Source organism: Pseudomonas sp. AN-B15 (assembly GCF_019056475.1).
Lineage (GTDB): Bacteria > Pseudomonadota > Gammaproteobacteria > Pseudomonadales > Pseudomonadaceae > Aquipseudomonas > Aquipseudomonas parakoreensis.
On sequence record NZ_CP049737.1, the window covers coordinates 3,125,567 to 3,147,597 of the forward strand.

The window sequence follows — 22,031 nt, forward strand, 5'->3', positions numbered from 1 at the left end:
GAGTGGTTCAGGAAATACAGCGCAGTTTACTGGCAGTTCGACCACAGCGCGACGGGATCTATCCGACGGTTTACAACGTTCATTCCACAGCAGCCAGGCGCAATGCATCCCCGAGCATTGCAATCGCTCCGCTCAAGCCGGTTTCCCCCTGATCCAGTAGGTTCAGACGCAGATGCCGACGGTGCAAACCCTGCAAGCTGAACAGCTCTCCCGGCGCGATCAGAACCTGCTGTCTGAGCAGGCGCTGAAATACATCGCGCATGTCCACCGGACGCTTTGCTCGCACCCAGACGGTTGCACCGCCCTGCGGCTCAACGACCTGCAGTGCATCGCTCAAGCGCTCGCGCAGCAAGTGGATCATGGGCGCCCGACGCTCCCTGAGCAGCCGACGAAGGACATGCAGATGCTGATCGATCCGACCGTTTCCATACAGTCGAGCGATCGCTTTCTGGCGGATGGGTGACAGTCGGAACGAACGCATCAGAAAATGCCGCAGTAGTTCGCTCTTCCATTGGCGCGACAACACAACCCCGTAAGGTGCTTCGATCCCCATGAATTTCTCGAACGTGGAGAAAACCATCAGCCGTTCAGGATCCAGCAAGTCACGCAGGCACCCGCCGTCCATTGCTTCGCTGAGTTCACCATAACAATCGTTTTCCAGCACCCAGGTGCCGTGCTTGACAAGCAACCCGGCGATGCGGCTGCGATTATCTGCAGGAACCTGTGTGCCACGCGGCATGCACAACCCCGAAGAAAGCACAATCAACCTGACATCTTCAGTATTGAGCAGCGCTTCCAGGCGCTGCGGTTCCAGCCCGCCGCAGGCCTGCAGCGGCAATTCGATTACGCGTACCTCTGCAGCCTGAAGCAGCCGCAGTATGACCCAGTCACAGGGCGACTCGACCAGGACCGTTGCATGTTTCAGCTTCAGAACGGCAACCAGAATTTCCAGCACCCCGCGCAGATCCGCACCGATGTAGACATCTTCGGCGTGCCAGCACTGCTGCGGTGAAGTGGTATAGCGGGCTGCCACGACTCCGCGTAATTCAAGCTCGCCGCAAGGCTGGTCAACCAGCGTTGATTGCCGGGGATATTGCCGTAGCAGTTCGCGTTCGAGTAAGAGCAACGGGCTGTCCAGCGATTGCACGGAGACCGGGTCTTCGGCGCTCAACAGCCGCATTCCCGGGCGCCGCGTATTGATGTAGAGCGTTTCAAGCAGGTCATTGCCAATGACTGGAGACGACAGCCCTGCTGATGCCCGGGCGTAATACCCGGACTTGGCAACTGAATAGACCCGCCCTTCCTTCTCCAGCAACGAATAAGCGTATTGAATGGTCGAAATCGACACGTTCAGACGCTCTGCCAGCTGACGCAGCGAAGGTAGCCTGGTGTTGTCATCACCAGCCGTCTCCGCCATCAATCGCATCAGGTAACGATAGACGGCCTGATAAGCGAAACCAGGCTCTCGTACAACCCTCATGATCCCGATGCCGGGACGACGGGGGTCCTGAAAGATGCATCGCTCACCTCAGCGCTCCGCTGACCGGCTACTCACACCGGTGTCGGCATTACCAGCATCCGCCGCCTCTCCTGCCGACCGGCCAGCACCACGGATCGGCAACGGCTCCATGGCATAGAGATGACCGATCAGACTGACTGGCAGCCCACTGACATCCGTCATCCATTGCAACACTTGCTCGGGGCCGTGCAGCCCTTGCATTGCCCGGTGCAAATCGGGCAATGCCACCAGCATGCCGGGATGACAGCTGCGCAGAAACCGTTCAAGCCCGGCCCCCCGTTCGATGAACGGCGTGAACAGCAAACACACCCATTGCGCTTCGTTCAGACCATAGGTCTTGTGCAATGCTGTTGCCGCCGCTTCACGCAATACCTCAGTCTGCTGTAACCCTAGCCTCGCGATCATCTGTTCACAAACCGGATCCGGCACCTGCATTTGCTGCATTTTTACCAGCATGCGCTGAACATGTTCCGCAAAACCGCATTCATAACCGCTTCCGTCAATGAACTCGGCCTCAAGACCGCGAAGATGAGCCTCAATCAAAGGATCGGCGTATTCACCTTCGCCCTGATGAAACACCCATTCCTCCGCCTGAAACCCGAGAAACTCGCTAAGCAACGGCCAGCGCTCCTCCAGCTTGCCCACTGCCATGTCGTGAATATCGAGGAATGTAGTGCGACGGCACGACTCGAATCCGTCTTCGGGACGCCAGCGCAATAGTTCGGATTCGGCGTAAAGACCGCGATACAGATCCCCCCCCAGGCCGTCGAGAATCGCGAACAAATCATCGAACGAGACGGCATTGGATGGCGGAGCCTCCAGGCCGGCTTTCTGCACCGCTCGCGCGAGATCATTGATGAATTGCTTCTGGCGCCGCGGCGACTCACTGGCAACCCAGGCGTCAACTCCATTGTTCCAGCGGGCAATCTGGCCGCAAAACTCGGCCCGCGCGAGGCAAACGTCGACCCACAATTCAAGCTGCTCGTCCCTCGCCCGGCGGTGCCCCATCATCAGTAGATTGATGCGATTGGCGTCCGCACTCTCCTTGTCAGGTGATTTCAGGTGATTGAACGGCAGTACTTGACGGTGATCCACCATCAGCAATTCGACCCGCGGGTCATCGTAAAGAAACAGTGCAGCAAAGCTGCGGTGCAGATTGTCGAGTGGGGCACCGCCTATGCCGCCGCTGCGCAGGATGGCGACACGCAACTTGAAAGTGGCCGGGGCGCGGCCGGCGATACTCAGTTGAGCGGCACGCAGCAACGCCAGGGTATAGCAGCTGTCGCGAGTACCGGAGGGGGTCACCAGAACCTTGTAGTCACCCATGCGTTCCGCTCCGCCGGCGGCGACCATCAGCCGCTGGATCAGGAGCTGCAGTGCAGTGCGTTCGGCTCTGGAAAAGAAACTCAGCAAACGTTGCAGTACTTGCTGGTAGACATAGTTCATTGCCTGATCATGGATCGTGCTCATCAGTACTTTACCCGGCGTAAAAAATTCATATCGCGCATCAATGAAGACACTGGCGCGATAAATTCATCAATAAGTAATAGACGATCAAATACTAACACTTATGATTTTGAAGTTATTTGAAACACATGTACCCAAGATGCTGGCAGAGACACCATCCAAAGTGACGCAAACCATTGTTTCCATTGGGTTTTATCTGAGAGAAAAATATCTGAGGAAACTTCTTACAACGTCCCACGAACTTTGAGTACAAGAAAAGCAGAACGACGATAGGAAAGACCCTACACCGATTAAACAGAAACCGACGCTTCGTTCGCGAGATAAAATTAAACACGGAATAAATAACAGAATGCACAGACATGGCTCATTCCTTGAGATGAAAGTAATCATTCAATTATCAGGGCTTGGAGGGCGATTAAAAGATACAGGTCGCGAGCAAAAACCGGTTCAGATGCACAGACGGCCAGGCACTGGATCCGGCGACTGTTGTGATGGCAAGGGCGCAACACGCTGGAGTCCGTGGGGCCACGGACTCTGATCGGAGGGGGGGTTACGCGGGTTCGACCTGCAGGGCAACCCGCTCGCGGCATGGGCATTCGTCCATGTAACGATGCGCTTCAACGAACTCGTTGAACGGGAAAACCCGAGTCTTGAGCGGCAGCAATACGCGGTCGGCGGTGAGCTGGTTGATGTCACGCAGGGCCCGCTGCAAAGCGACGTGATCCTGAGTGATACCGAGCTCGGGTTTGCCGGTGAAATTGCCGATGCAGTGCACAAAGAACTGGATGTTCTTCTGAAAGGCCGCACAGGCCGGGAATGGTGTCTGATTACCGCCTTGCAGGCCATACAGAACCAGGCTGCCACGCGGCGCAAGTACATCACCGAGCAACGACATCTGAGGGCCGCCAAGACCGTCAAAGACCACATCGACACCACGGTTGTCGGTGATCTTGTTGATTCGCATCAACAGATCTTCTTCCTCGGTGACGATGACTTTCTCGGCACCCAGCGACAACAGGTATTCACGCTCATCAGCGGTTTTCGTCGCGGCAATCACCCGCACACCCATGGCCTTGCCCAGTTGGACAAAGGACGGACCGGCGCAATGGCTGGCATCAGTGACCAAGGCAAACTGCCCCGGTTTGACCCGCGCCAGATCGGCATAGGCGAAATAGGCGATTAACAGCGGCGTGTAATGCACGCTGGCTTCGATCGGGCTGAGCACGTCCGGATAACGAGTCAGCGCGGTTCGTGGCAATACGATCTGCTCGCCGTAGACCGGGTAGTCGTTCGGGCTTTCGGCGGGAAAACTGGCCACCTTGTCGCCAACCGACAGGTCGTCGACACCGTCACCGACCGCCGTGACCACGCCGGCCATTTCATGGCCGAGACCGGACGGCAAGCGTGCCTGGGACGAGGCCAGGTTCTGACGCCAGAGAATGTCATACCAGCTGATGCCGATCGCTTCGACACGCACCTGCACTTCGCCAGGACCTGGCTGAGCGGCCGCATGCTCTTCGCATTTGAGCACCTCGGCCGGACCAAACTTGTGAAAACGGATCGTGCGGGACATCGCAAACCTCGTCAAAGTAACCTCTAATGCCCTGAACTCTATCTGGGCTTTTGACCCAAGACTATCAGTGGCTATTAATAGTCGACATGCCTGTCATTGATTCCGCAGTATGAACGGCATTGGCAAAATCGATGAAAAAAATGCCGCAACCGGCTCGGTAAAGCTGAATTTAGCGGTGCAGAGTACCAGCCTTTCCCCGTAATATTCATGCCGGCCATTGTTCTCATATGGTCGCTCTCGTCAAGCTTGATGACTCTGCCAGGACTCCAGATGAATCGTAATGACCTGCGTCGTGTCGACCTGAACCTGTTGATCGTATTCGAAACGTTGATGCACGAACGCAGCGTGACCCGTGCCGCCGAGAAGCTGTTTCTCGGCCAGCCGGCGATCAGTGCGGCGCTCTCGCGCCTGCGCAGCCTGTTCGACGACCCGTTGTTCGTGCGCACCGGACGCAGCATGGAACCGTCCGCCCGCGCCGTGGAAATCTTCGCCCTGCTCTCGCCGGCACTCGACTCGATTTCCACCGCCGTCAGCCGAGCGGCGGACTTCGATCCGGCCACCAGCACCTCGGTATTTCGCATCGGCCTGTCCGACGACGTCGAATTCGCCCTGCTACCGATGCTGCTCAAACGCCTGCGCGCCGAAGCACCGGGGATCGTCCTCGTCGTGCGCCGGGTCAACTACATATTGATGCCAAGCCTGCTGGCCTCCGGCGAAATTTCCATCGGTGTCAGCTACACCACCGACCTGCCGGCCAACGCCAAGCGCAAGGTGTTGCGGCGCAGCCAGCCGAAACTGCTGCGCGCCGACACGGTGCCCGGCCCGCTCAGCCTGGATGACTACTGCGCGCGTCCGCATGCGCTGGTGTCGTTCGCCGGCGACCTGAGTGGCTTCATCGATGAAGAGCTGGAGAAACTCGGGCGCAAGCGGCATGTGGTGCTGGCCGTGCCGCAGTTCAATGGTTTGAGCACGTTGCTCGCGGGCACTGACATTGTTGCGACAGTGCCGGATTACACGGCGGATGCGCTGACGGCTGCGGGTGGTGTGCGCGCAGAAGATCCACCGTTGCCGACGCGCACGTTTGAGCTGCACATGGCGTGGCGTGGGTCGCAGGACAACGATCCAGGGGAGCGTTGGTTGCGGTCGCGGATTCAGATGTTCTTCGGCGACCCTGAGAGTCTTTGAGTAACTGACTGCCATCAACTGGCTCAGCAGTGCATGGCGTCGCTTTTCCAACATCGCGTTGTTTGATGAGCTGCAGTCACACGATTTGTTGGACGCTACGCCGGAAGGAGAAGCGGTAGGAAGTGTGCTGTAGCGGACGATGGAGGCAGAATGGCTGTACATTTCTACACCTTCATCCAAGCGTGACTTGGGCCGATGCCTGCCAGATTGCCTTGACGAAACAATCGCGGCGATGCTTTTACTGGACAGCATTTCAAACCACAAAAAATGCCACTTTTGCCGCAAGTCCCCGCCCACTGGATGAGATGGCAATTGCCGCCGCGCACTACTGGGCGGTCGGTTCAAGAAGCATCTCTGACCACAATCAAGATAATGGAGGGTGCGAACAGTGGACTCACTGCCCACATTCCTGCCTAAGCATCAGTGTGTCGCTAAGCGCCAAGAGAACTTTAGGGACATCATCGGTGCACGATTTCCGGCTGGAGCACCCCCGCTACAGGTATGCGCACTACCCAAGGGAATCTTTTGGGATCGGCCTGTTCGTACTGATTGACCTCCAGGCGAGGGAGATTCCGCTTGTCATACAGCATGCCTAGCCGCAATGCCAGGCTTGCAGGGGCAGCCAGAAACAAAGTTATTTCTGTAACGCCTTTTCGAACCAAGGACATCACTGTATCGAGAAACTGCTGAGCGAGTTGTTGTTGTTTCAACTCGGACCAATGCGTGTCGGTACCACGCCCTTCCAGATCCATCCGGATAATGGGCGTTCCTGTTTCAGCGATCTGCACATCTACATCCAAAACATCGAACGAAGCGGACACACAGAGCGCCACGCGGGTCGCCCCTGCTTGCAAGGTATTCAAGCCTGCCACCACAAAGCGTTTACCGTCATCATCAACGGTTAACCCACGCCAGGCACGCAGTTGCCGATCCCAGTCCATGATGACCGTGTTTGTCTCGTCGTCGACGATCACTCCGAGGAAAAAAAGCAATGGCACCGGTGCAAGCCCACCGAGCACAAACGATATATCGGATCGGTCCAACCCATCGCAACGTCGTGCAATGTCATCAGGCAGGCTGGAAATTCGACGTACTGCAGCCTCTGGGCTCACGATCTGTCCATCGACAATTCCTTGCGGCTTGTCGAAAAACATCGCGCAACAGACAACCTTGTTCGCTTTGTCGAACCTGTGGATGGTGCGCAAACGGTTGTTGAATGCAGGAGAGGTGCGCCTGTAGTGCGGGTTGATTGCCTTGAAACACAGCAATCAGAGGAAAACCCGATGAACTAAAGGCAGGAAAGGTCTGACTTTCGACCGACTCACGATTTTTTGAACCTCAAGTAGCGCGGGCTTCAAAAATCAGCGGGTACTTCAGACCTTCCTTAAAGATCGCCGACTTCAAGCAATGGATGGCAAACAGAAGAATCGGCGATTCTTTAAGCCTCTATCTAAACACTACGGAGCCAGTACGGTTGAACCTTATTGCAGTAATTTATCAGTATTGGCGCGTCCGAGACAAGCTTCTTTCCCGACACTAATAAATGTGTAGAGTCTGATAGATAGTCCGATATAGTTTGGTCAACACCCAAGGGAAAAACAGCACCCACAAAGTGAACAAATGACTGACTGACTTTTCCGGCTTCCAACACATACTGCCTTCTAGGTTCTTTTACACTCGCCAGAATGTTGAGCTGTTCCAGCTTATCAGTAATTGCATCCACTTTAATCTCCAGCGCAGTCATGTTGGACTGTTTAGTTGAAATTTTATCGACGAGTTCCCGTCGCGCCTTGCGCAGGTCGTCATATTTGATTATTGAGTTAATAATCCCAAGCGCTTGGGCTGCAACGCTGACTCCTAGTCTAATCACAGATTTGATTGATTCAGGAACACCAGACTTGACTGTTTTCACATCTTTCGAGTCCTCGCTTGAGATCTGCTCAGTCACAGAAAAACTTTCCTCCAACGCTTTCAAGGCAGGCTGAATTCTATCGATAAACGTACTAGTCTCATACTCTAATATTGCCTGGTCGAGCTTCGCCTTGTCTGCTTTAAGCTGTAAAAGTTCCTTCTTGTCATCAGGCATGTCTTTCAACAAAATAGAATTTTCCTTACGCAGATCCTCTGTAATTCTTGACGTATCGCTAAGGGTTACAGTTTCAACATTAAGCAATCTATCTACACAGCTTTTTTGAAGAGGATACATCTCATTAAAGCAACGCACCAAAGAAGCTTTCAAATCACCTTTATACACTTCGTAGTTCGTACTCTGGAAAGCATCCAGATATTTTTTTACGTCAGCTATTTTCAGCTTAATTGGAATTAGGCTCAGCGCACTGTTGATCTCGGTGTCGCAGGTATTTATAGCTGCATTAAGACGTTTTAACTCCTCACCCAACTCCTTTATATATACATCACTCGACGTTACGAGCGCCTGATCACTTGAAATGATACGAGCCTTCCGAATCATTGGTAGCTCTGGCACCTTATAGATGAAGTCGACCATCATATTAACTCCGAATTGTGTATTAGAATTTGATCAGTTTAATGCTTTCTTGACATCCTCAACCATCTGTTTGATTTTGCTCCAATCGTCAAGCACACTCTCAACTTTGATAACGAGTTGTGCAACAAGCTTCCAGTCGCCGGGGCTTTCAAGTGTTGCTTTTGAATCGGCAATACAATTAGATGTTACCTTCCACGCATTGTCAATTTGCCCTAGCCCATCAATAGCGTTCTTAACAACAAGATGCAAGCTATTTAAGTATGCTGAAAGCGCCTGAAGCAACCCGGATAGAGCATTAAGACTTCTTTTGCGGATTAATAAGGCACTAACTTTATTAGATATTTCATTAAGTTCATGCCAGCCCTCCCGTTCTTCACTCCGAACTTTTTCGGGATTAACAAACATCCAAAAAAAATCTGAAGCGTTGGATTCAGTTTTTTCCCTCGCGCTTTCAATTTTTGGATAAAACTCTGCGATCTCCCTGTCAATATCTGAAATCTCTTTAAGTGTATTGGTCGAGCTTGCGGTTTTTAATTTACTCCCAACATCGGGTTGAATTTTATTTTTTAAAACCTCTTCAAAACCTTTGAGGTCACTCCTAAGTTTTGTAACGGATCCGCTTTTTGCTTCAATTGATTTTTTGATGCCCTCAAAGATCTCAGCTACCGATTGACAGTTAGCTCTGTCGGAAATATTCACAAGCGACTTGAAGCTCGCCAGAGCTGCCTGATCCATTTTATTTATCTCTCCTTTGTAGTTAATGTATCCCGGCATTTTTTTTATCTCCTCAAGTGCAGGTCCTGCATAGGTGCCAAGATCATCCCGGAAAGCGCTTAATGTTGAAATGCACGTTCGCATATCCGTTTCGATACCACTCCAGGTTACTGCGTGCTCCTTGATATTTTTGAACGTTATTAAGAGGCTATTGACTGATAGCTCATCCGTTGCGGACACCTGAGACTTGAATTTTATTTCGACACCTTTTGAATCCTGGGGAAGTGCGAAACCTTCTCTTACATAGTTTCTGATTTTACTTATATCGTCAGCTGTTATTTTTGACTTTACAACAGAGTAGTCAATAGTTACATTACTCATGGTATAGATCCCTTCTCTTTTAGACGTGCTTAATGTTGACACCCAGCAGCTTGACAGCCGCATAAGCATCCTGTGCCTTCCCATTAGCATTGAGACATAACCAGACAACTAATTTATAGATTAAGTCGCCCTAGCTTCTGACTCGCAAAACCTCAAGACATGTAAAAACTCAAATTACCCAAATAAGTTTTTATCGATTTTCTCCCAGCCGCTCTTAATTCCCTTGACAGTTAGTTTGAAAAACAAAAGTCCATCAGTGTCTTTTATGTTGTCCACCTTTACCTGCGACGAGTCTATAAGCGCTAGCGTATCGATCCACAGAGCCTCGAACTCCCTAATAAGGGGGGCGTTCTGCCAGATCGTCTCAAGTAGGTAGAACGCCGAATTATTTAGATTTTCAAACACCCAATGAAATCCACTGTTACTGTTTTTACCGGCAATTATTAGAAGTTCTTTTTTGCTAACCAGCTCTTTTATTTTTTTTAAATTTTGCATTAATAACACTCGCCTGAGATAAATTTTCAATATATCCAGACGCTTTTCGGTGCGCTTCTATTGCGAGTTTAAGCTCGCTATTTATTCGCTTAATATCTAGGTCAATTTCCCTGACCTCAATACCGAGCCCCGCTACTGCAAACAATTCAAGCAATCTTCTGAGCCGTGGCTCAACCTCTATTTCGAGAGAGCTTTTGAATCGAGTGATTGCCTTTTGAAAGTCGGACACTGTTTCCTGGCTACTGCTTATCGAAACCTTCAATGCCGAAACGTGGTCTTTAATTGTGCAGACATTGTTCAACTCCATTGAGGTAAGCAGCATTTTAGGAAACGATTTTATTTCTTCCTCTGTAAGGTCTGCCACTTTCAAACCCTTGATACTTGGCAGTCCCTCTATGACATCAATAACGGATTTGCAAAATTCAATAATATTTTTAGCCATATCGGGTAGGTCAATGCTCAATTTTTCTTTCCACGATTCGAGCCCCCCTAAATGTCTTGCGGTGTCTATTGACTTATCTAATAGCTCTTGAACGTCAGACACCTGCAATTCTTTGATGCCGTGTTTATCAATTTGCTCTTTGGAAAAACTCTTCAGAGTTATAAGAGCATCTCTTATTTCTGGCACGTATTTTGTCGAAAAAAACCTGATCTGCGTAACTTGTTCGTCAGCTAAATACAGGCTTAGAACTGAGTTAGACATGTTCATCCCCTTAAATATGAGATTCGGTGCTGTGTGTAATCAAGTAATAGGGCATAGGCGACATACCGTCTACTGTCAGATCTGACAGGTAGTCGCCATTATCCGACAGGCGGTTGATAAATAACGGCGAATGGTCAGTACTAGGCTCTTTACGAAATCAGCTGAAACTCATTTGAACCCAGCAATCGTCGGGACTCAGTAAAGTTCGCGTCCATCAAAGGCACGAGCCCACGATGGCCAAACGGTACGAACTTCCCGACGCAGCATGGGATTTGGTTGCAGACATTTTCAGTGAATCGCGCCGGAACGGGCGCCCACGGGCAGATGATCTGCCGATGCTCAACGGCGTGCTCTGGGTGCTCTGCTCGGGCACTGCCTGGCGCGACATGCCCGAGCGCTTCGGCCCATGGTCGACGGTGTATCAGCGCTTTTGTGACTGGAGTAATCGCGGGACATTCGACCAGATGCTTAAGCGGCTTCACATTAGATTGAACGAGCAAGGGTTAATCGATCTGCAGACCCGGATGATCGATTCCACGGCGGTACGCGCAACCCCGGCCTCTTCTGGTGCTGGGAAAAAAGGGGGCCTGAAGAACCGCAAGACCATGCCCTCGGACGAAGCCGGGGCGGCCTGACGACGAAGATTCCCATGCTGTGCGATGCCAATGGCGTACCGCTGAACTTTCTACTGTCCGGTGGGCAAGTCAGCGACATCGCCTATGCACAAGGGGGTCAACTATACACAGAGGAGAACGAGCCGTTCCCTCAGGTGCTGCAGAGCGCCTTGCTCGAACACCTCAATCCTGCCCGCCAAGATGCTTTACAGCCAAGGGTCCGAAACGCGCTGCTAGATCTTGAGCACTATCGCTCGCAAGACCTCACCAAGCTTATGCTTTCCACTGATGATCCCGACGCGGCTTTCCGCTACTCGCCACCGGATACCTCATGGAGTGACTAGTATGCTCTCAAGCTTCTCTGGTCACATGCACCACAGGCGCTTGTCAACTGGTTGAGCGAAGTATGTGCGCAACCCGTCAAGGGCTTACGTCCCAACTTATTGGTCATTGAGGTCTTCAAGCGCATCTGTCTGTCGCTCGGCTTCGACAAGCACCCAGTACAAATAGAAGCCCTCCTGCACAGTGAGACAAGCATCGTCACCTGAGTAGGTCTACATGCTTTCAAGGATGCAATCAACAAAGGCGCGTGGGGCGTTGAAACACTTGACCTAATCGATCAGGTAACACCTGCCAGCGCTCATCGAATCATTCTTTGCTGGCTGATCAACGAAGCGAACTATGATGAGTCGGACGTCAAGCACCATTTGATTGCAAAGCTGACGCAATCACTTGAAAGACCATTGTCTGATCAGGAACTTCAGGACATCCTGCAGTCTGTGCGCGGGCGTCTAGGAAGGCTACATCACTTTACGCCTTGGATTCCCGAGTCATTGCTTCTGCCCATGCTCGAACAGAAGACAGTAGACGCGGCTCAGGTCTCCAGAGAATGGTTCAGCGAATTGACAAGCCAATGGCGCAGCTCACTGAAAAACAACAACAGCCTGTATTTCAAGCTGAAGGCAGACGGTGCCTTCACTGATGAACTTGCCACATTGACCCGCTATCTGGCTCCAGAAGATCAGAAAGCGATCGTCGCTGAGCTGTGGAAGATCTTCAATGCGCTGGCTCGAACGATTCGTCAACCTTTCAGCGCTCAGGTGAGCTGGCAATCGCACATTCGAGCGCATGAAGTGAACCTCTGGCTCTATGCATTGGCTCGACGAATCGACGCACTGGTTGATGTTGATGCAACCCCATCACTGGCTGAACTTCTGCTTGAGAGCGAGGAGATTATTGACCGGCTTCCCGATACATACCGGGATTATGCCACCAGCACCGAACTACTCACCTACATGAAGGGTGATCCTGACCAACTCAAATCTCATAGCCTGAACCATACCATTCAAAAGGCTATTACTAGCGGCCAATAGGAAGTGCCTGCACGGCAGGTGCCTCGCTCTACAGGGGGCACTTACCTACCCGACGCACTTTGACAGCCCTTTGCACTCATTCCTCAAACAGTCAGCATGGGAGTCCGAAGCAATTAGACTTTCTACCCTCGGTCGGCTTCAAGAACCCCCGCGATGAACACCATCGGCACTGCAGCCGACGTGTGCCCGGTTAGAGCTGCCAACCAAGCTCTGAGCACTATCGACGAACGGTGTGGCCCGGTGGCAATGGAAACTGAGACTGCCGACGACCACTCTGATCCATATCAGAAATCGCCAATCGTGATTGATCACGCACTAACCGCGGCTGGGGCCAAACTTGGGGGCATAACACAAACATTCAGCTCTGAAACTACCGTAATAGTGCCCAGTCAAAATGTTCTTTGGCAACCCGGACAGCCTTGAACTGCCTGCACATTAAGCAGGCAGCCAAAGGCTCAAGTCCTCGGCCGGCTGATGCGATAGATCGACACGCAGTAAGACGCCAACGCCAACGCCGCCAGCATCCCGCCGACAAGCCCGACGTAAGCAAAGCCGAACTGGCTGCCGACCCAACTGCCCACCAGCGCCCCGCCGCCGATGCCGATGTTGTAGATCCCGGAAAACAGCGCCATCGCCACGTCGGTGGCGTCCGGCGCCAGCACCAGGACTTTCGACTGCAGCGCCAGCCCGAAGCCCATGATCGCCATGCCCCAGAACACACTCAGCACGCCGAGGTATGAGACGTTGCCGCTGAACGGCAACAGCAACGCCAGGCACAAGGCGAGCACCGATACGCAGATGATCAGAAAACGTTGCGGGTTATAGCTGTGCAAATAGCTGAACAGCAGCGAGCCGAAAATGCCGGCTCCGCCGAATAACAACAGCAGCAGCGTCACCACCTCACCGCTCATGTTGGCCACGGTCAGTACGAACGGCTCGATGTAGCTGTAGGCGGTGAACTGGGCAGTCACCACCAGAGCTGTCAGGACATAAACGGCTACCAGCGCAGGTCGCTTCAGCAATATAGGCAGGCTCTTGAGCGAGCCCGAGTTCTGGCTGGGCAGCAACGGCAGCACCTTCGCCAGACAGAACACCAGTGCTGCCGCGAAGCCCGCGATCACGATGAACGTGGTGCGCCAGCCCATGGCCTCCCCCAGCAAGCGGCCGAGGGGAATGCCCAGCACCATCGCCAGCGAAGTACCGGTTGCGAGCAAGCCCAGCGCCTGAACCTGCTTGCCCGGCGGAGCCAGGCGCACGGCCAGAGAAGCGGTGATCGACCAGAACAGCGCATGCGATAGCGCCACGCCGATCCGGCTCACCAGCAGCACCCCGAAGCTGGTCGCCAGACCCGATAGAATGTGGCTGGCGATAAACATTGCGAACAGCACGAGCAACAGTTTGCGTCGCTCGACGTTGCGCGTCAGCAGCATGATCGGCAGCGACGTCAGAGACACCACCCACGCGTAAATGGTCAGCATCAAACCGACCTGCGCCGTCGACATGTCGAAGCTGCTGCCGATCGAGCTCAACAGCCCGACAGGCACAAACTCGGTGGTATTGAACACAAACGCGGCCAATGCCAGGGCAATGACTGCGTACCAGTTGCCGGTGTTTGTCGCCGTAGAATCACTCATTGAACGTCGTATTACTCGTCGATGATCGCGCGTGAATGCACGCAAGCGATCTGTGCCCATCTGTCGGTGTCTTGGTACCGATTGCCGAATGTTTCGACGTTTAGGGGGACGCATCATCAGAGGGTCAAGCCACACTGATCTGATCCAATGCGGTAGAAGCATACGAGGTCTTGATCAAACAAGCTGCCTTGTTCACTGGCGCAAGTAGACGTTGCCCTGCATGCAGTCATTCTTCAGGTCGATCTGTTTCTCCGCGATGATAATCCCGTCACCCACGGCACTGCCCATGCCGTGGGTTTTATCGTTCGCTGCCGGGGTCGAATGGTAGCTGGCGGTCGCAGCGTTGGCCTGATATTGGCATTCAGCTATATCGTGCTGGATTTCAGCAGCACTGGCGCCGGGCCTGGACCAATCGTGTATGGATGTCGGTGTGCCACGGTCTGACTCGCGAGACTGCATGCAAGGTGACGGTATTCGCCAGCGGGTAGATGTCGCGCCGAATCATTTCACCGATGTAGAGTTTTATTGGCACGCCTGGGCGTTGCAATCGCCGCGCATGGAAATGCGGTTCGTGCTGCGCGACGTATCTTGAGCAGCAAGGAGCCGGTGAAGCGTTCGACCATGCCGAAGCGGTAAATGGCCTCGCTGGCTGGCACGGCTCCAGACGCTTCCACAATCCCGATAGCCTTCAGTCCTTGAGTCCCCGCACACCCACGGCAGCAATGATGGCAAAGTGATAATGACAAATCCGGTAATAAAGTTTAACTTACCGCCGCCCCGACCGCTGGAGGATCGGGCATTTGCACTCAGTTAAGGAAAACGATGGCAATGGTCTATTGTCGTGCTTGCGCCAAGGAGCTACACGAAACGGCGCTCACCTGCCCCCAATGCGGGGCGCCCCAACAGGCCTCCGTGCCGCAAACGCAAGCCGAAACACCCTGGCTGGCCATCGTTTCATTGATCCTCGGGATTATCAGCGCACTCAACCTATTTGATGATTCCGAATGGGACAGGGATGCGATTGTCGGTGTGGGCATCCTCAGCCTTGCGGGCCTCACTTGCGGCATCGTCTGTATCAACCAAAAACACCCAGGAAGAAACCTCGCGATCGCCGGCATCGTTTTGTCTGGCCTTGCCGCGTTCGTTTTGTCCTGTCTATCGATTGAATAATTTTAGGGAAAAAATATGAGCTTGGTTTTCTGCCGTGGTTGCGCCAAGGAAATTAGTAGCCTGGCCGTGGCATGCCCACAGTGCGGTGCACCTCAGGCCGCTCAACCGTCCTATGCAAGCGGCCCCGCCATCACCACGGGCAATCCTTACGTGGAAGCGCTGAAGAATTACGCCGAATTCAAAGGCCGCGCCACCCGCCGCGAGTACTGGATGTTTGTGCTGATCAACATGGGTATCTGCATTGTCATGGGCGTTCTCGACGCCATGCTCAACACCAAGGGCGTGCTCTACAACCTATACAGCCTGGCGATGTTGCTGCCGAGCATCGCAGTGGGCGCGCGCCGTATGCACGACACTGACCGTAGCGGCTGGTGGTTGCTGCTGCCGATCGTCAACCTGGTGTTCCTGGTGCAAGACAGCCAGCCAGGTCCGAACCGTTTCGGGCCGAACCGCAAAGGCAACAACTGAGTCACTTCGCAACACGTTGAACGAGACGGCCTTCATGGCCGTCTCTTTGTTTGTGCATTCTGATCCTGAAGCCGCCACTGGATTTTTACTGGCGGCGCAACACACATTTGTCATCAAACCAATTGATAGCACCCTAACGAAAGGTGCATGCTAGAGGGCTCGAATCGCTCTTATATCATTCCGAATGATAGTTACCTTTGCTTCATTCGATTCGTGCCATCACAGCCCGCCGAGCATCATCCGCCCATCTTCAATACATTGGCGGATGATTCCATGGAACAGTCACTCAAACATTTGCGCTTCCCCTTGGCCATGTTGGCCGTGCTGGTGATGAGCGCTTGCGGCAAGACTCCGGAGACTGCCGCCACCATGCCCGCTGCCAAAGTCAGCGTGGCCAAGGTGCTGGAACAACCGGTCAACGAGTGGGACGAATTCACCGGGCGCCTCGAAGCGCCGGAAACCGTTGAAATTCGTCCGCGGGTTTCCGGCCAGATCGACGAGGTGGCGTTCACCGAAGGCGCGCTGGTCAAGAAAGGTGACCTGCTGTTCCAGATCGATCCGCGTCCTTTCCAGGCAGAAGTTCGCCGTCTCGAAGCGTTGGTAGCCCAGGCGCGCGCCAATGCCACCCGCAGTGAAAACGAAGCCGGTCGCGGCGAACGTCTGCGCGCCAGCAACGCGATCTCTGCTGAACTGGCCGACTCTCGCACCAGTGCCGCACAAGAGGCCCGCGCCGCCGTCGGCGCCCTGCAAGCGCAACTGGATCTGGCCAAACTGAACCTGAGTTTCACCCGCGTCACCGCGCCAATCAGCGGCCGCGTCAGCCGTGCCGAGATCACCGCCGGCAACCTGGTGACCGCCGACACCACACCGCTGACCAGCGTGGTTTCCACTGACAAGGTCTACGCCTACTTCGACGCCGACGAGCGTGTGTTCCTCAAATACACCCAACTCGCCCGCAACGGCCAACGTGGCGCCACCACGCCGGTGTACATGGGCCTGTCCAATGAAGACGGCAACCCGCACCTCGGTCAGATGAACTTCGTCGACAACCAGGTCAATCCGAAAACCGGCACCATCCGTGGTCGCGCGGTGTTCGACAACAGCGACGGCACCTACACCCCGGGCCTGTACGCACGGCTGAAACTGGTCGGCAGCGGCACCTACAACGCCATGCTGATCAACGACGAAGCGGTCGGTACCGACCTCGGCAAGAAGTTCGTGCTGGTGATGGATGCGGACAACAAAACCGCTTATCGCGCCGTTGAACTGGGGCCGAAGATCGAAGGCCTGCGCATCGTGCGCACCGGTCTGAACAAGGACGACACGATTATCGTCAAGGGCCTGCAGCGGGTACGTCCGGGTTCGCCGGTGACGCCTGAAGTGATCCCGATGGCCAGCGAGCAGACCCTTGCCGCTCTGGCTCAACAACGTCAAGCGCTGGAAGCCAGCAACCTGCCCAAAGTCGCACCTGCCAAAGGTGCACAGGGTACGGCTGTGAAGCTGGCCGCTACGACCCCACGCGGTTAAGGGACGACAACTCCGATGAATTTTTCCCAATTCTTCATTTCACGGCCGATCTTCGCAGCGGTGCTCTCGCTGTTGATCCTGATCGCCGGTGCGATCTCGCTGTTCCAGCTGCCGATCAGCGAATACCCGGAAGTCGTGCCACCGACCGTGGTGGTACGTGCCAACTTCCCGGGTGCCAACCCCAAAGTCATCGGTGAAACCGTGGCCGCTCCGCTGGAGCAGGCCATCACCGGCGTCGAGAACATGCTGTACATGTCCTCGCAATCCACCGCTGACGGCAAGATCACCCTGACCATCACCTTCGCTCTGGGTACCGACCTGGACAACGCGCAGGTACAGGTGCAGAACCGGGTGACCCGTACCGAGCCGAAACTTCCCGAGGAAGTGACGCGCATTGGTATCACCGTCGACAAGGCCTCGCCCGATCTGACCATGGTTGTGCACTTGACCTCGCCGGACAAACGCTACGACATGCTCTACCTGTCCAACTACGCGATCCTCAACATCAAGGATGAGCTGGCGCGTCTGGGCGGTGTCGGTGACGTGCAACTGTTCGGCATGGGCGATTACTCGCTGCGGGTCTGGCTCGATCCGAACAAGACCGCTTCGCGCAACCTGACCGCCACCGACGTGGTGACGGCGATTCGTGAGCAGAACCGTCAGGTCGCTGCCGGTCAGCTCGGTGCGCCACCTGCGCCGAATGCCCAGAGCTTCCAGTTGTCGGTCAACACTCAGGGCCGTCTGGTCACTGAAGAAGAGTTCGAGAACATCATCATTCGCGCAGGCGACAACGGTGAGATCACTCGTCTCAAGGACATCGCCCGCGTCGAGTTGGGTTCCAGCCAGTACGCCCTGCGTTCGTTGCTGAACAACCAGCCAGCGGTAGCAATCCCGATCTTCCAGCGTCCAGGCTCCAACGCCATCGATATTTCGAACGAAGTTCGCGGCAAGATGGAAGAGCTGAAGAAAGGCTTCCCGCAAGGCATGGACTACAGCATCGTCTATGACCCGACGATCTTCGTGCGCGGCTCGATCGAGGCGGTGGTTCACACCCTCTTCGAAGCGCTGATCCTCGTGGTGCTGGTCGTGATTCTGTTCCTGCAGACCTGGCGCGCCTCGATCATTCCATTGGTGGCGGTGCCGGTGTCGTTGATCGGTACGTTTGCGGTCATGCACCTGTTCGGCTTCTCGCTCAACGCCCTGTCGCTGTTCGGCCTGGTGCTGGCGATCGGTATCGTGGTGGACGACGCCATCGTGGTGGTGGAGAACGTCGAGCGCAACATTGAACTGGGGCTCAACCCGTTCGATGCGACCAAAAAGGCCATGGGCGAAGTGACCGGCCCGATCATCGCGACCGCACTGGTGCTGTGTGCAGTGTTCGTTCCGGCGGCATTCATCTCCGGCCTCACCGGTCAGTTCTACAAGCAGTTCGCGCTGACCATTGCGATCTCGACCGTGATCTCGGCGTTCAACTCGCTGACGCTGTCGCCCGCGCTGGCCGCCGTGTTGCTCAAAGGGCATGACGCGCCGAAAGACCGCTTTTCCAGGATTCTCGACAGGATCTTCGGTGGCTGGCTATTCCGTCCGTTCAACCGTTTCTTTGACAAGGCCAGCCATGGCTATGTCGGCACGGTGCGCCGCGTGATCCGCAGCAGCGGCATCGCTCTGCTGCTGTATGCAGGCCTGATGGTGCTGACGTTCTTCGGTTTCTCCAGCACGCCGACCGGTTTCGTGCCCGGCCAGGACAAGCAATACCTGGTGGCCTTCGCGCAACTGCCGGACGCCGCGAGCCTGGATCGTACCGAAGACGTGATCAAGCGCATGTCCGACCTGGCGCTGAAACAGCCTGGCGTGGAAAGCGCCGTAGCGTTCCCGGGCCTGTCGATCAACGGCTTCACCAATAGCCCGAACGCCGGCATCGTGTTCGTGACCCTGAAACCGTTCGACGAACGTAAAGACCCGAGCATGTCCGCCGGTGCCATCGCCGGGGCCTTGAACGGTCAGTACGCGAACATTCAGGAAGCGTACATGGCGATCTTCCCGCCACCGCCGGTACAAGGCCTGGGCACCATTGGTGGTTTCCGCCTGCAAATCGAAGACCGGGGCAACCTGGGCTACGACGAGCTGTACAAGGAAACCATGAACATCATCGCCAAGAGCCACAACGTGCCGGAACTGGCTGGACTGTTCACCAGCTACACCGTGAACGTGCCGCAAGTCGATGCCGCCATCGACCGCGAAAAGGCCAAGACCCACGGCGTGGCCGTCAGCGACATCTTCGACACCCTGCAGATCTACCTGGGTTCGCTGTATGCCAACGACTTCAACCGCTTCGGGCGCACCTATCAGGTCAACGTTCAGGCTGAACAGCAGTTCCGCCTCGAATCTGATCAGATCGGTCAGCTGAAAGTGCGTAACAACAAGGGCGAAATGATCCCGCTGGCGACCTTCATCAAGGTCAGCGACACCTCGGGCCCGGATCGCGTGATGCACTACAACGGCTTTATCACCGCTGAAATCAACGGTGCGGCAGCCCCTGGCTACAGCTCCGGCCAGGCCGAAAAAGCCATCGAAAAACTGCTCAAGGATGAACTGCCAAACGGCATGACCTACGAGTGGACCGACCTGACCTATCAGCAGATTCTGTCCGGCAACACCGCGCTGTTCGTGTTCCCGCTCTGCGTATTGCTGGCGTTCCTGGTGCTCGCCGCTCAATACGAAAGCTGGAGCCTGCCACTGGCGGTGATCCTGATCGTACCGATGACCCTGCTGTCGGCCATCACCGGGGTGATTGTCTCCGGCGGCGACAACAACATCTTTACCCAGATCGGTTTGATCGTATTGGTGGGCCTGGCCTGTAAGAACGCGATTCTGATCGTCGAATTCGCCAAGGACAAACAGCTGGAAGGCCTCGACCCGCTGGCTGCGGTACTGGAAGCCTGCCGTCTGCGTCTGCGGCCGATCCTGATGACTTCGTTCGCGTTCATCATGGGTGTGGTGCCACTGGTGTTCTCCAGCGGTGCCGGTGCCGAGATGCGTCACGCCATGGGTGTGGCCGTGTTCTCCGGGATGCTCGGGGTGACCTTCTTCGGTCTGTTGCTGACGCCAGTGTTCTACGTGTTGATCCGTAACTTTGTCGAACGCGGGGAAGCCCGCAAAGCGGCCAGAGCGCACGCTCTTCAAAAGCCACTGGAGGCGCAATAATGAGTCTGAAAGTCTTCCTGCCGAGTCTTCTGGTGCTGGCGCTGAGCGCCTGTGCCGTCGGCCCCGACTACAAGACCCCAGCCACGGAGGCGGCCAATATCACGGCCGCCACCGATGGCGCCGCCGGGCAAAAGAACTTTGACCGTTCGAAATTCGAAGGCATCTGGTGGCAGCAATTCGACGATCCGACCCTCAACCAGTTGGTGACGCAATCGCTGCAAGGCAACCGTCAACTGCGCGTGGCGTTCGCCCGCTGGAAAGCCGCCCGGGCGATCCGCGACGACGTCAGCAACGATGCGATGCCGACCATCACCAGCCGCGCCAGCAGTGATCTGGCCAAGGGACAAATTCCCGGCCAGACCACCAAGCGGGTCAACAGCGAGCGCTACGATCTGGGCCTGGACATGGCTTGGGAGCTTGATCTGTTCGGCCGGATCCAGCGCAATCTGGAAGCCAGCGACGCCGACCAGCAGGCGGCCGAAGCCGATCTGTATCAACTGCAAGTCACGATGATTGCCGAACTGGTCGACGCCTACGGTCAACTGCGCGGTGCGCAACTGCGCGAGAAAATCGCCGTGGCCAACCTGGAAAACCAGCAGGAGTCGCGCAAGATCACCATCAGCCTGCGTGACGCCGGCGTCGGTGATCAGCTCGACGTCGAACGTGCCGATGCGCGTCTGGCCTCGGTCGAAGCCAGCGTGCCGCAACTGCAGGCGGAACAGGTTCGGCAGAAAAACCGCATCGCCACCCTTTTGGGTGAGCGTCCGGACAAAATGACCGTGGACTTGAGCCCGAAAGACTTGCCGGCAATTGCCAAGGCTTTGCCGATCGGCGATCCGGGTGAGCTGCTGCAACGCCGTCCGGACATCCTCAGCGCCGAACGCAAACTGGCCTCGGCCACCGCGCGGATCGGCGTAGCGAAAGCCGACCTGTTTCCACGGGTCAGCCTCAGCGGGTTCCTGGGCTGGACGGCCGGGCGTGGTTCGCAGATCGGCTCCTCGGCGGCCAACGCCTGGGCACTCGGCCCGAGCATTACTTGGGCGGCGTTCGATCTGGGTAGCGTGCGCGCCCGCTTGCGTGGCGCCGATGCCGATGCCGAAGGCGCACTCGCCACCTACGAGCAGCAAGTGTTGCTGGCGCTGGAAGAATCGGAAAACGCCTTCAGCGATTACGGCAAGCGTCAGCAACGGTTGATCTCGCTGATTCGTCAGAGTGAATCGAGCCGCAAGGCTGCCGACCTGGCTGAAATCCGCTACCGCGAAGGCACCACCGACTTCCTCGTGCTGCTCGACGCCCAGCGTGAACGGCTGAACGCCGAAGACAGTCAGGCCCAGGCCGAGGTTGATCTGTATCGCGGCATCGTGGCGATTTACAAGGCGCTGGGTGGTGGCTGGCAGCCAGAAACCGTCGCCAGCAAGTAAAGGTTTTCAAAGCGCTCCTTTGGTTGGCCGCAACCAACCAATTTTTTGCCCCGCGTATCATTCGGTCGCGGGGCTTT

The 22,031-nt window shown here is 55.3% G+C and carries 18 protein-coding genes and 2 pseudogenes; 10 read left to right on the forward strand and 10 right to left on the reverse strand.

Annotation, left to right across the window (positions count from 1 at the left end):
• Positions 1 to 79: 79 nt before the first annotated feature.
• The 3 genes from GTQ41_RS13975 to GTQ41_RS13985 form a co-directional block, all read right to left on the reverse strand.
• Complete coding sequence (locus tag GTQ41_RS13975) at positions 80 to 1,480, reverse strand: GntR family transcriptional regulator (RefSeq protein ID WP_047294573.1); 1,401 nt, start codon at positions 1,478 to 1,480, stop codon at positions 80 to 82.
• Positions 1,481 to 1,528: 48 nt separating this feature from the next.
• Complete coding sequence (locus GTQ41_RS13980; protein ID WP_047294575.1) at positions 1,529 to 2,989, reverse strand: hypothetical protein; 1,461 nt, start codon at positions 2,987 to 2,989, stop codon at positions 1,529 to 1,531.
• A 547-nt stretch (positions 2,990 to 3,536) separates the two neighbouring features.
• A complete protein-coding gene (locus GTQ41_RS13985) occupies positions 3,537 to 4,559 on the reverse strand; it encodes a zinc-dependent alcohol dehydrogenase family protein (protein WP_047294577.1) in 1,023 nt (340 codons plus the stop codon).
• Between the two features lie 270 nt (positions 4,560 to 4,829).
• Between GTQ41_RS13985 and GTQ41_RS13990 the strand changes: the two genes are divergently transcribed.
• Positions 4,830 to 5,744 (forward strand): LysR family transcriptional regulator, encoded by a 915-nt coding sequence (locus GTQ41_RS13990; protein ID WP_047294579.1) that lies wholly within the window; start codon positions 4,830 to 4,832, stop codon positions 5,742 to 5,744.
• Between the two features lie 458 nt (positions 5,745 to 6,202).
• Here GTQ41_RS13990 and GTQ41_RS13995 read toward each other — a convergent pair whose 3' ends face one another.
• Complete coding sequence (locus tag GTQ41_RS13995) at positions 6,203 to 6,898, reverse strand: SAVED domain-containing protein (RefSeq protein WP_230679379.1); 696 nt, start codon at positions 6,896 to 6,898, stop codon at positions 6,203 to 6,205.
• Here GTQ41_RS13995 and GTQ41_RS14000 point away from each other — a divergent pair.
• Positions 6,882 to 6,983 (forward strand): annotated as a pseudogene (locus tag GTQ41_RS14000) (IS5/IS1182 family transposase); the annotation flags it as partial. The gene GTQ41_RS13995 and the pseudogene GTQ41_RS14000 overlap by 17 nt on opposite strands.
• 211 nt (positions 6,984 to 7,194) lie before the next feature.
• Here the strand turns inward: GTQ41_RS14000 and GTQ41_RS14005 are convergent.
• The 4 genes from GTQ41_RS14005 to GTQ41_RS14020 all read right to left on the reverse strand — a co-directional run bounded on the left by GTQ41_RS14005 (position 7,195) and on the right by GTQ41_RS14020 (position 10,543).
• Positions 7,195 to 8,253, reverse strand: a complete 1,059-nt coding sequence (locus tag GTQ41_RS14005; protein WP_047294580.1) for an alpha-xenorhabdolysin family binary toxin subunit B — start codon at positions 8,251 to 8,253, stop codon at positions 7,195 to 7,197.
• A 30-nt stretch (positions 8,254 to 8,283) separates the two neighbouring features.
• Positions 8,284 to 9,345 (reverse strand): hypothetical protein, encoded by a 1,062-nt coding sequence (locus GTQ41_RS14010; RefSeq protein WP_047294582.1) that lies wholly within the window; start codon positions 9,343 to 9,345, stop codon positions 8,284 to 8,286.
• Between the two features lie 174 nt (positions 9,346 to 9,519).
• The gene (locus GTQ41_RS14015; protein WP_155416813.1) at positions 9,520 to 9,840 is read right to left on the reverse strand and encodes a hypothetical protein; all 321 of its coding nucleotides are present in this window, start codon (positions 9,838 to 9,840) and stop codon (positions 9,520 to 9,522) included.
• A complete protein-coding gene (locus GTQ41_RS14020; RefSeq protein WP_047294586.1) occupies positions 9,806 to 10,543 on the reverse strand; it encodes a hypothetical protein in 738 nt (245 codons plus the stop codon). The genes GTQ41_RS14015 and GTQ41_RS14020 overlap by 35 nt, the downstream gene beginning before the upstream one ends.
• A gap of 233 nt (positions 10,544 to 10,776) precedes the next feature.
• Here GTQ41_RS14020 and GTQ41_RS14025 point away from each other — a divergent pair.
• Positions 10,777 to 11,270, forward strand: a pseudogene (locus GTQ41_RS14025) (IS5 family transposase); the annotation flags it as partial.
• Positions 11,271 to 11,864: 594 nt separating this feature from the next.
• Positions 11,865 to 12,530 carry a hypothetical protein gene (locus GTQ41_RS14030; protein ID WP_131670492.1) on the forward strand — a complete coding sequence of 222 codons (666 nt, stop codon included), beginning with the start codon at positions 11,865 to 11,867 and terminating at the stop codon, positions 12,528 to 12,530.
• Positions 12,531 to 12,985: 455 nt separating this feature from the next.
• On the opposite strand, the gene GTQ41_RS14035 is transcribed toward GTQ41_RS14030, so the two are convergent.
• Together GTQ41_RS14035 and GTQ41_RS14040 are read right to left on the reverse strand one after the other, a co-directional pair.
• Positions 12,986 to 14,164 carry a sugar transporter gene (locus GTQ41_RS14035; RefSeq protein WP_047294591.1) on the reverse strand — a complete coding sequence of 393 codons (1,179 nt, stop codon included), beginning with the start codon at positions 14,162 to 14,164 and terminating at the stop codon, positions 12,986 to 12,988.
• Positions 14,165 to 14,356: 192 nt separating this feature from the next.
• Positions 14,357 to 14,623, reverse strand: a complete 267-nt coding sequence (locus GTQ41_RS14040) for a hypothetical protein (RefSeq protein ID WP_047294593.1) — start codon at positions 14,621 to 14,623, stop codon at positions 14,357 to 14,359.
• On the opposite strand from GTQ41_RS14040, the gene GTQ41_RS28795 reads away from it, so the two are divergent.
• The 6 genes from GTQ41_RS28795 (at position 14,622) to GTQ41_RS14070 (ending at position 21,954) form a co-directional block, all read left to right on the forward strand.
• Positions 14,622 to 14,756, forward strand: coding sequence for a hypothetical protein (locus GTQ41_RS28795; protein ID WP_257012240.1), 135 nt, complete (start codon positions 14,622 to 14,624; stop codon positions 14,754 to 14,756). The genes GTQ41_RS14040 and GTQ41_RS28795 overlap by 2 nt on opposite strands.
• Before the next feature lie 230 nt (positions 14,757 to 14,986).
• Complete coding sequence (locus GTQ41_RS14050) at positions 14,987 to 15,334, forward strand: DUF4190 domain-containing protein (RefSeq protein WP_041064263.1); 348 nt, start codon at positions 14,987 to 14,989, stop codon at positions 15,332 to 15,334.
• Positions 15,335 to 15,349: 15 nt separating this feature from the next.
• Positions 15,350 to 15,802, forward strand: coding sequence for a DUF805 domain-containing protein (locus tag GTQ41_RS14055; protein ID WP_047294596.1), 453 nt, complete (start codon positions 15,350 to 15,352; stop codon positions 15,800 to 15,802).
• A gap of 273 nt (positions 15,803 to 16,075) precedes the next feature.
• Positions 16,076 to 17,329, forward strand: coding sequence for a multidrug efflux RND transporter periplasmic adaptor subunit MexE (mexE, locus tag GTQ41_RS14060; protein WP_047294597.1), 1,254 nt, complete (start codon positions 16,076 to 16,078; stop codon positions 17,327 to 17,329).
• Positions 17,330 to 17,344: 15 nt separating this feature from the next.
• Complete coding sequence (locus tag GTQ41_RS14065) at positions 17,345 to 20,533, forward strand: efflux RND transporter permease subunit (RefSeq protein ID WP_047294599.1); 3,189 nt, start codon at positions 17,345 to 17,347, stop codon at positions 20,531 to 20,533.
• A complete protein-coding gene (locus GTQ41_RS14070; RefSeq protein ID WP_041064275.1) occupies positions 20,533 to 21,954 on the forward strand; it encodes an efflux transporter outer membrane subunit in 1,422 nt (473 codons plus the stop codon). Before GTQ41_RS14065 ends, GTQ41_RS14070 begins: the two co-directional genes overlap by 1 nt.
• Positions 21,955 to 22,031: the final 77 nt, after the last annotated feature.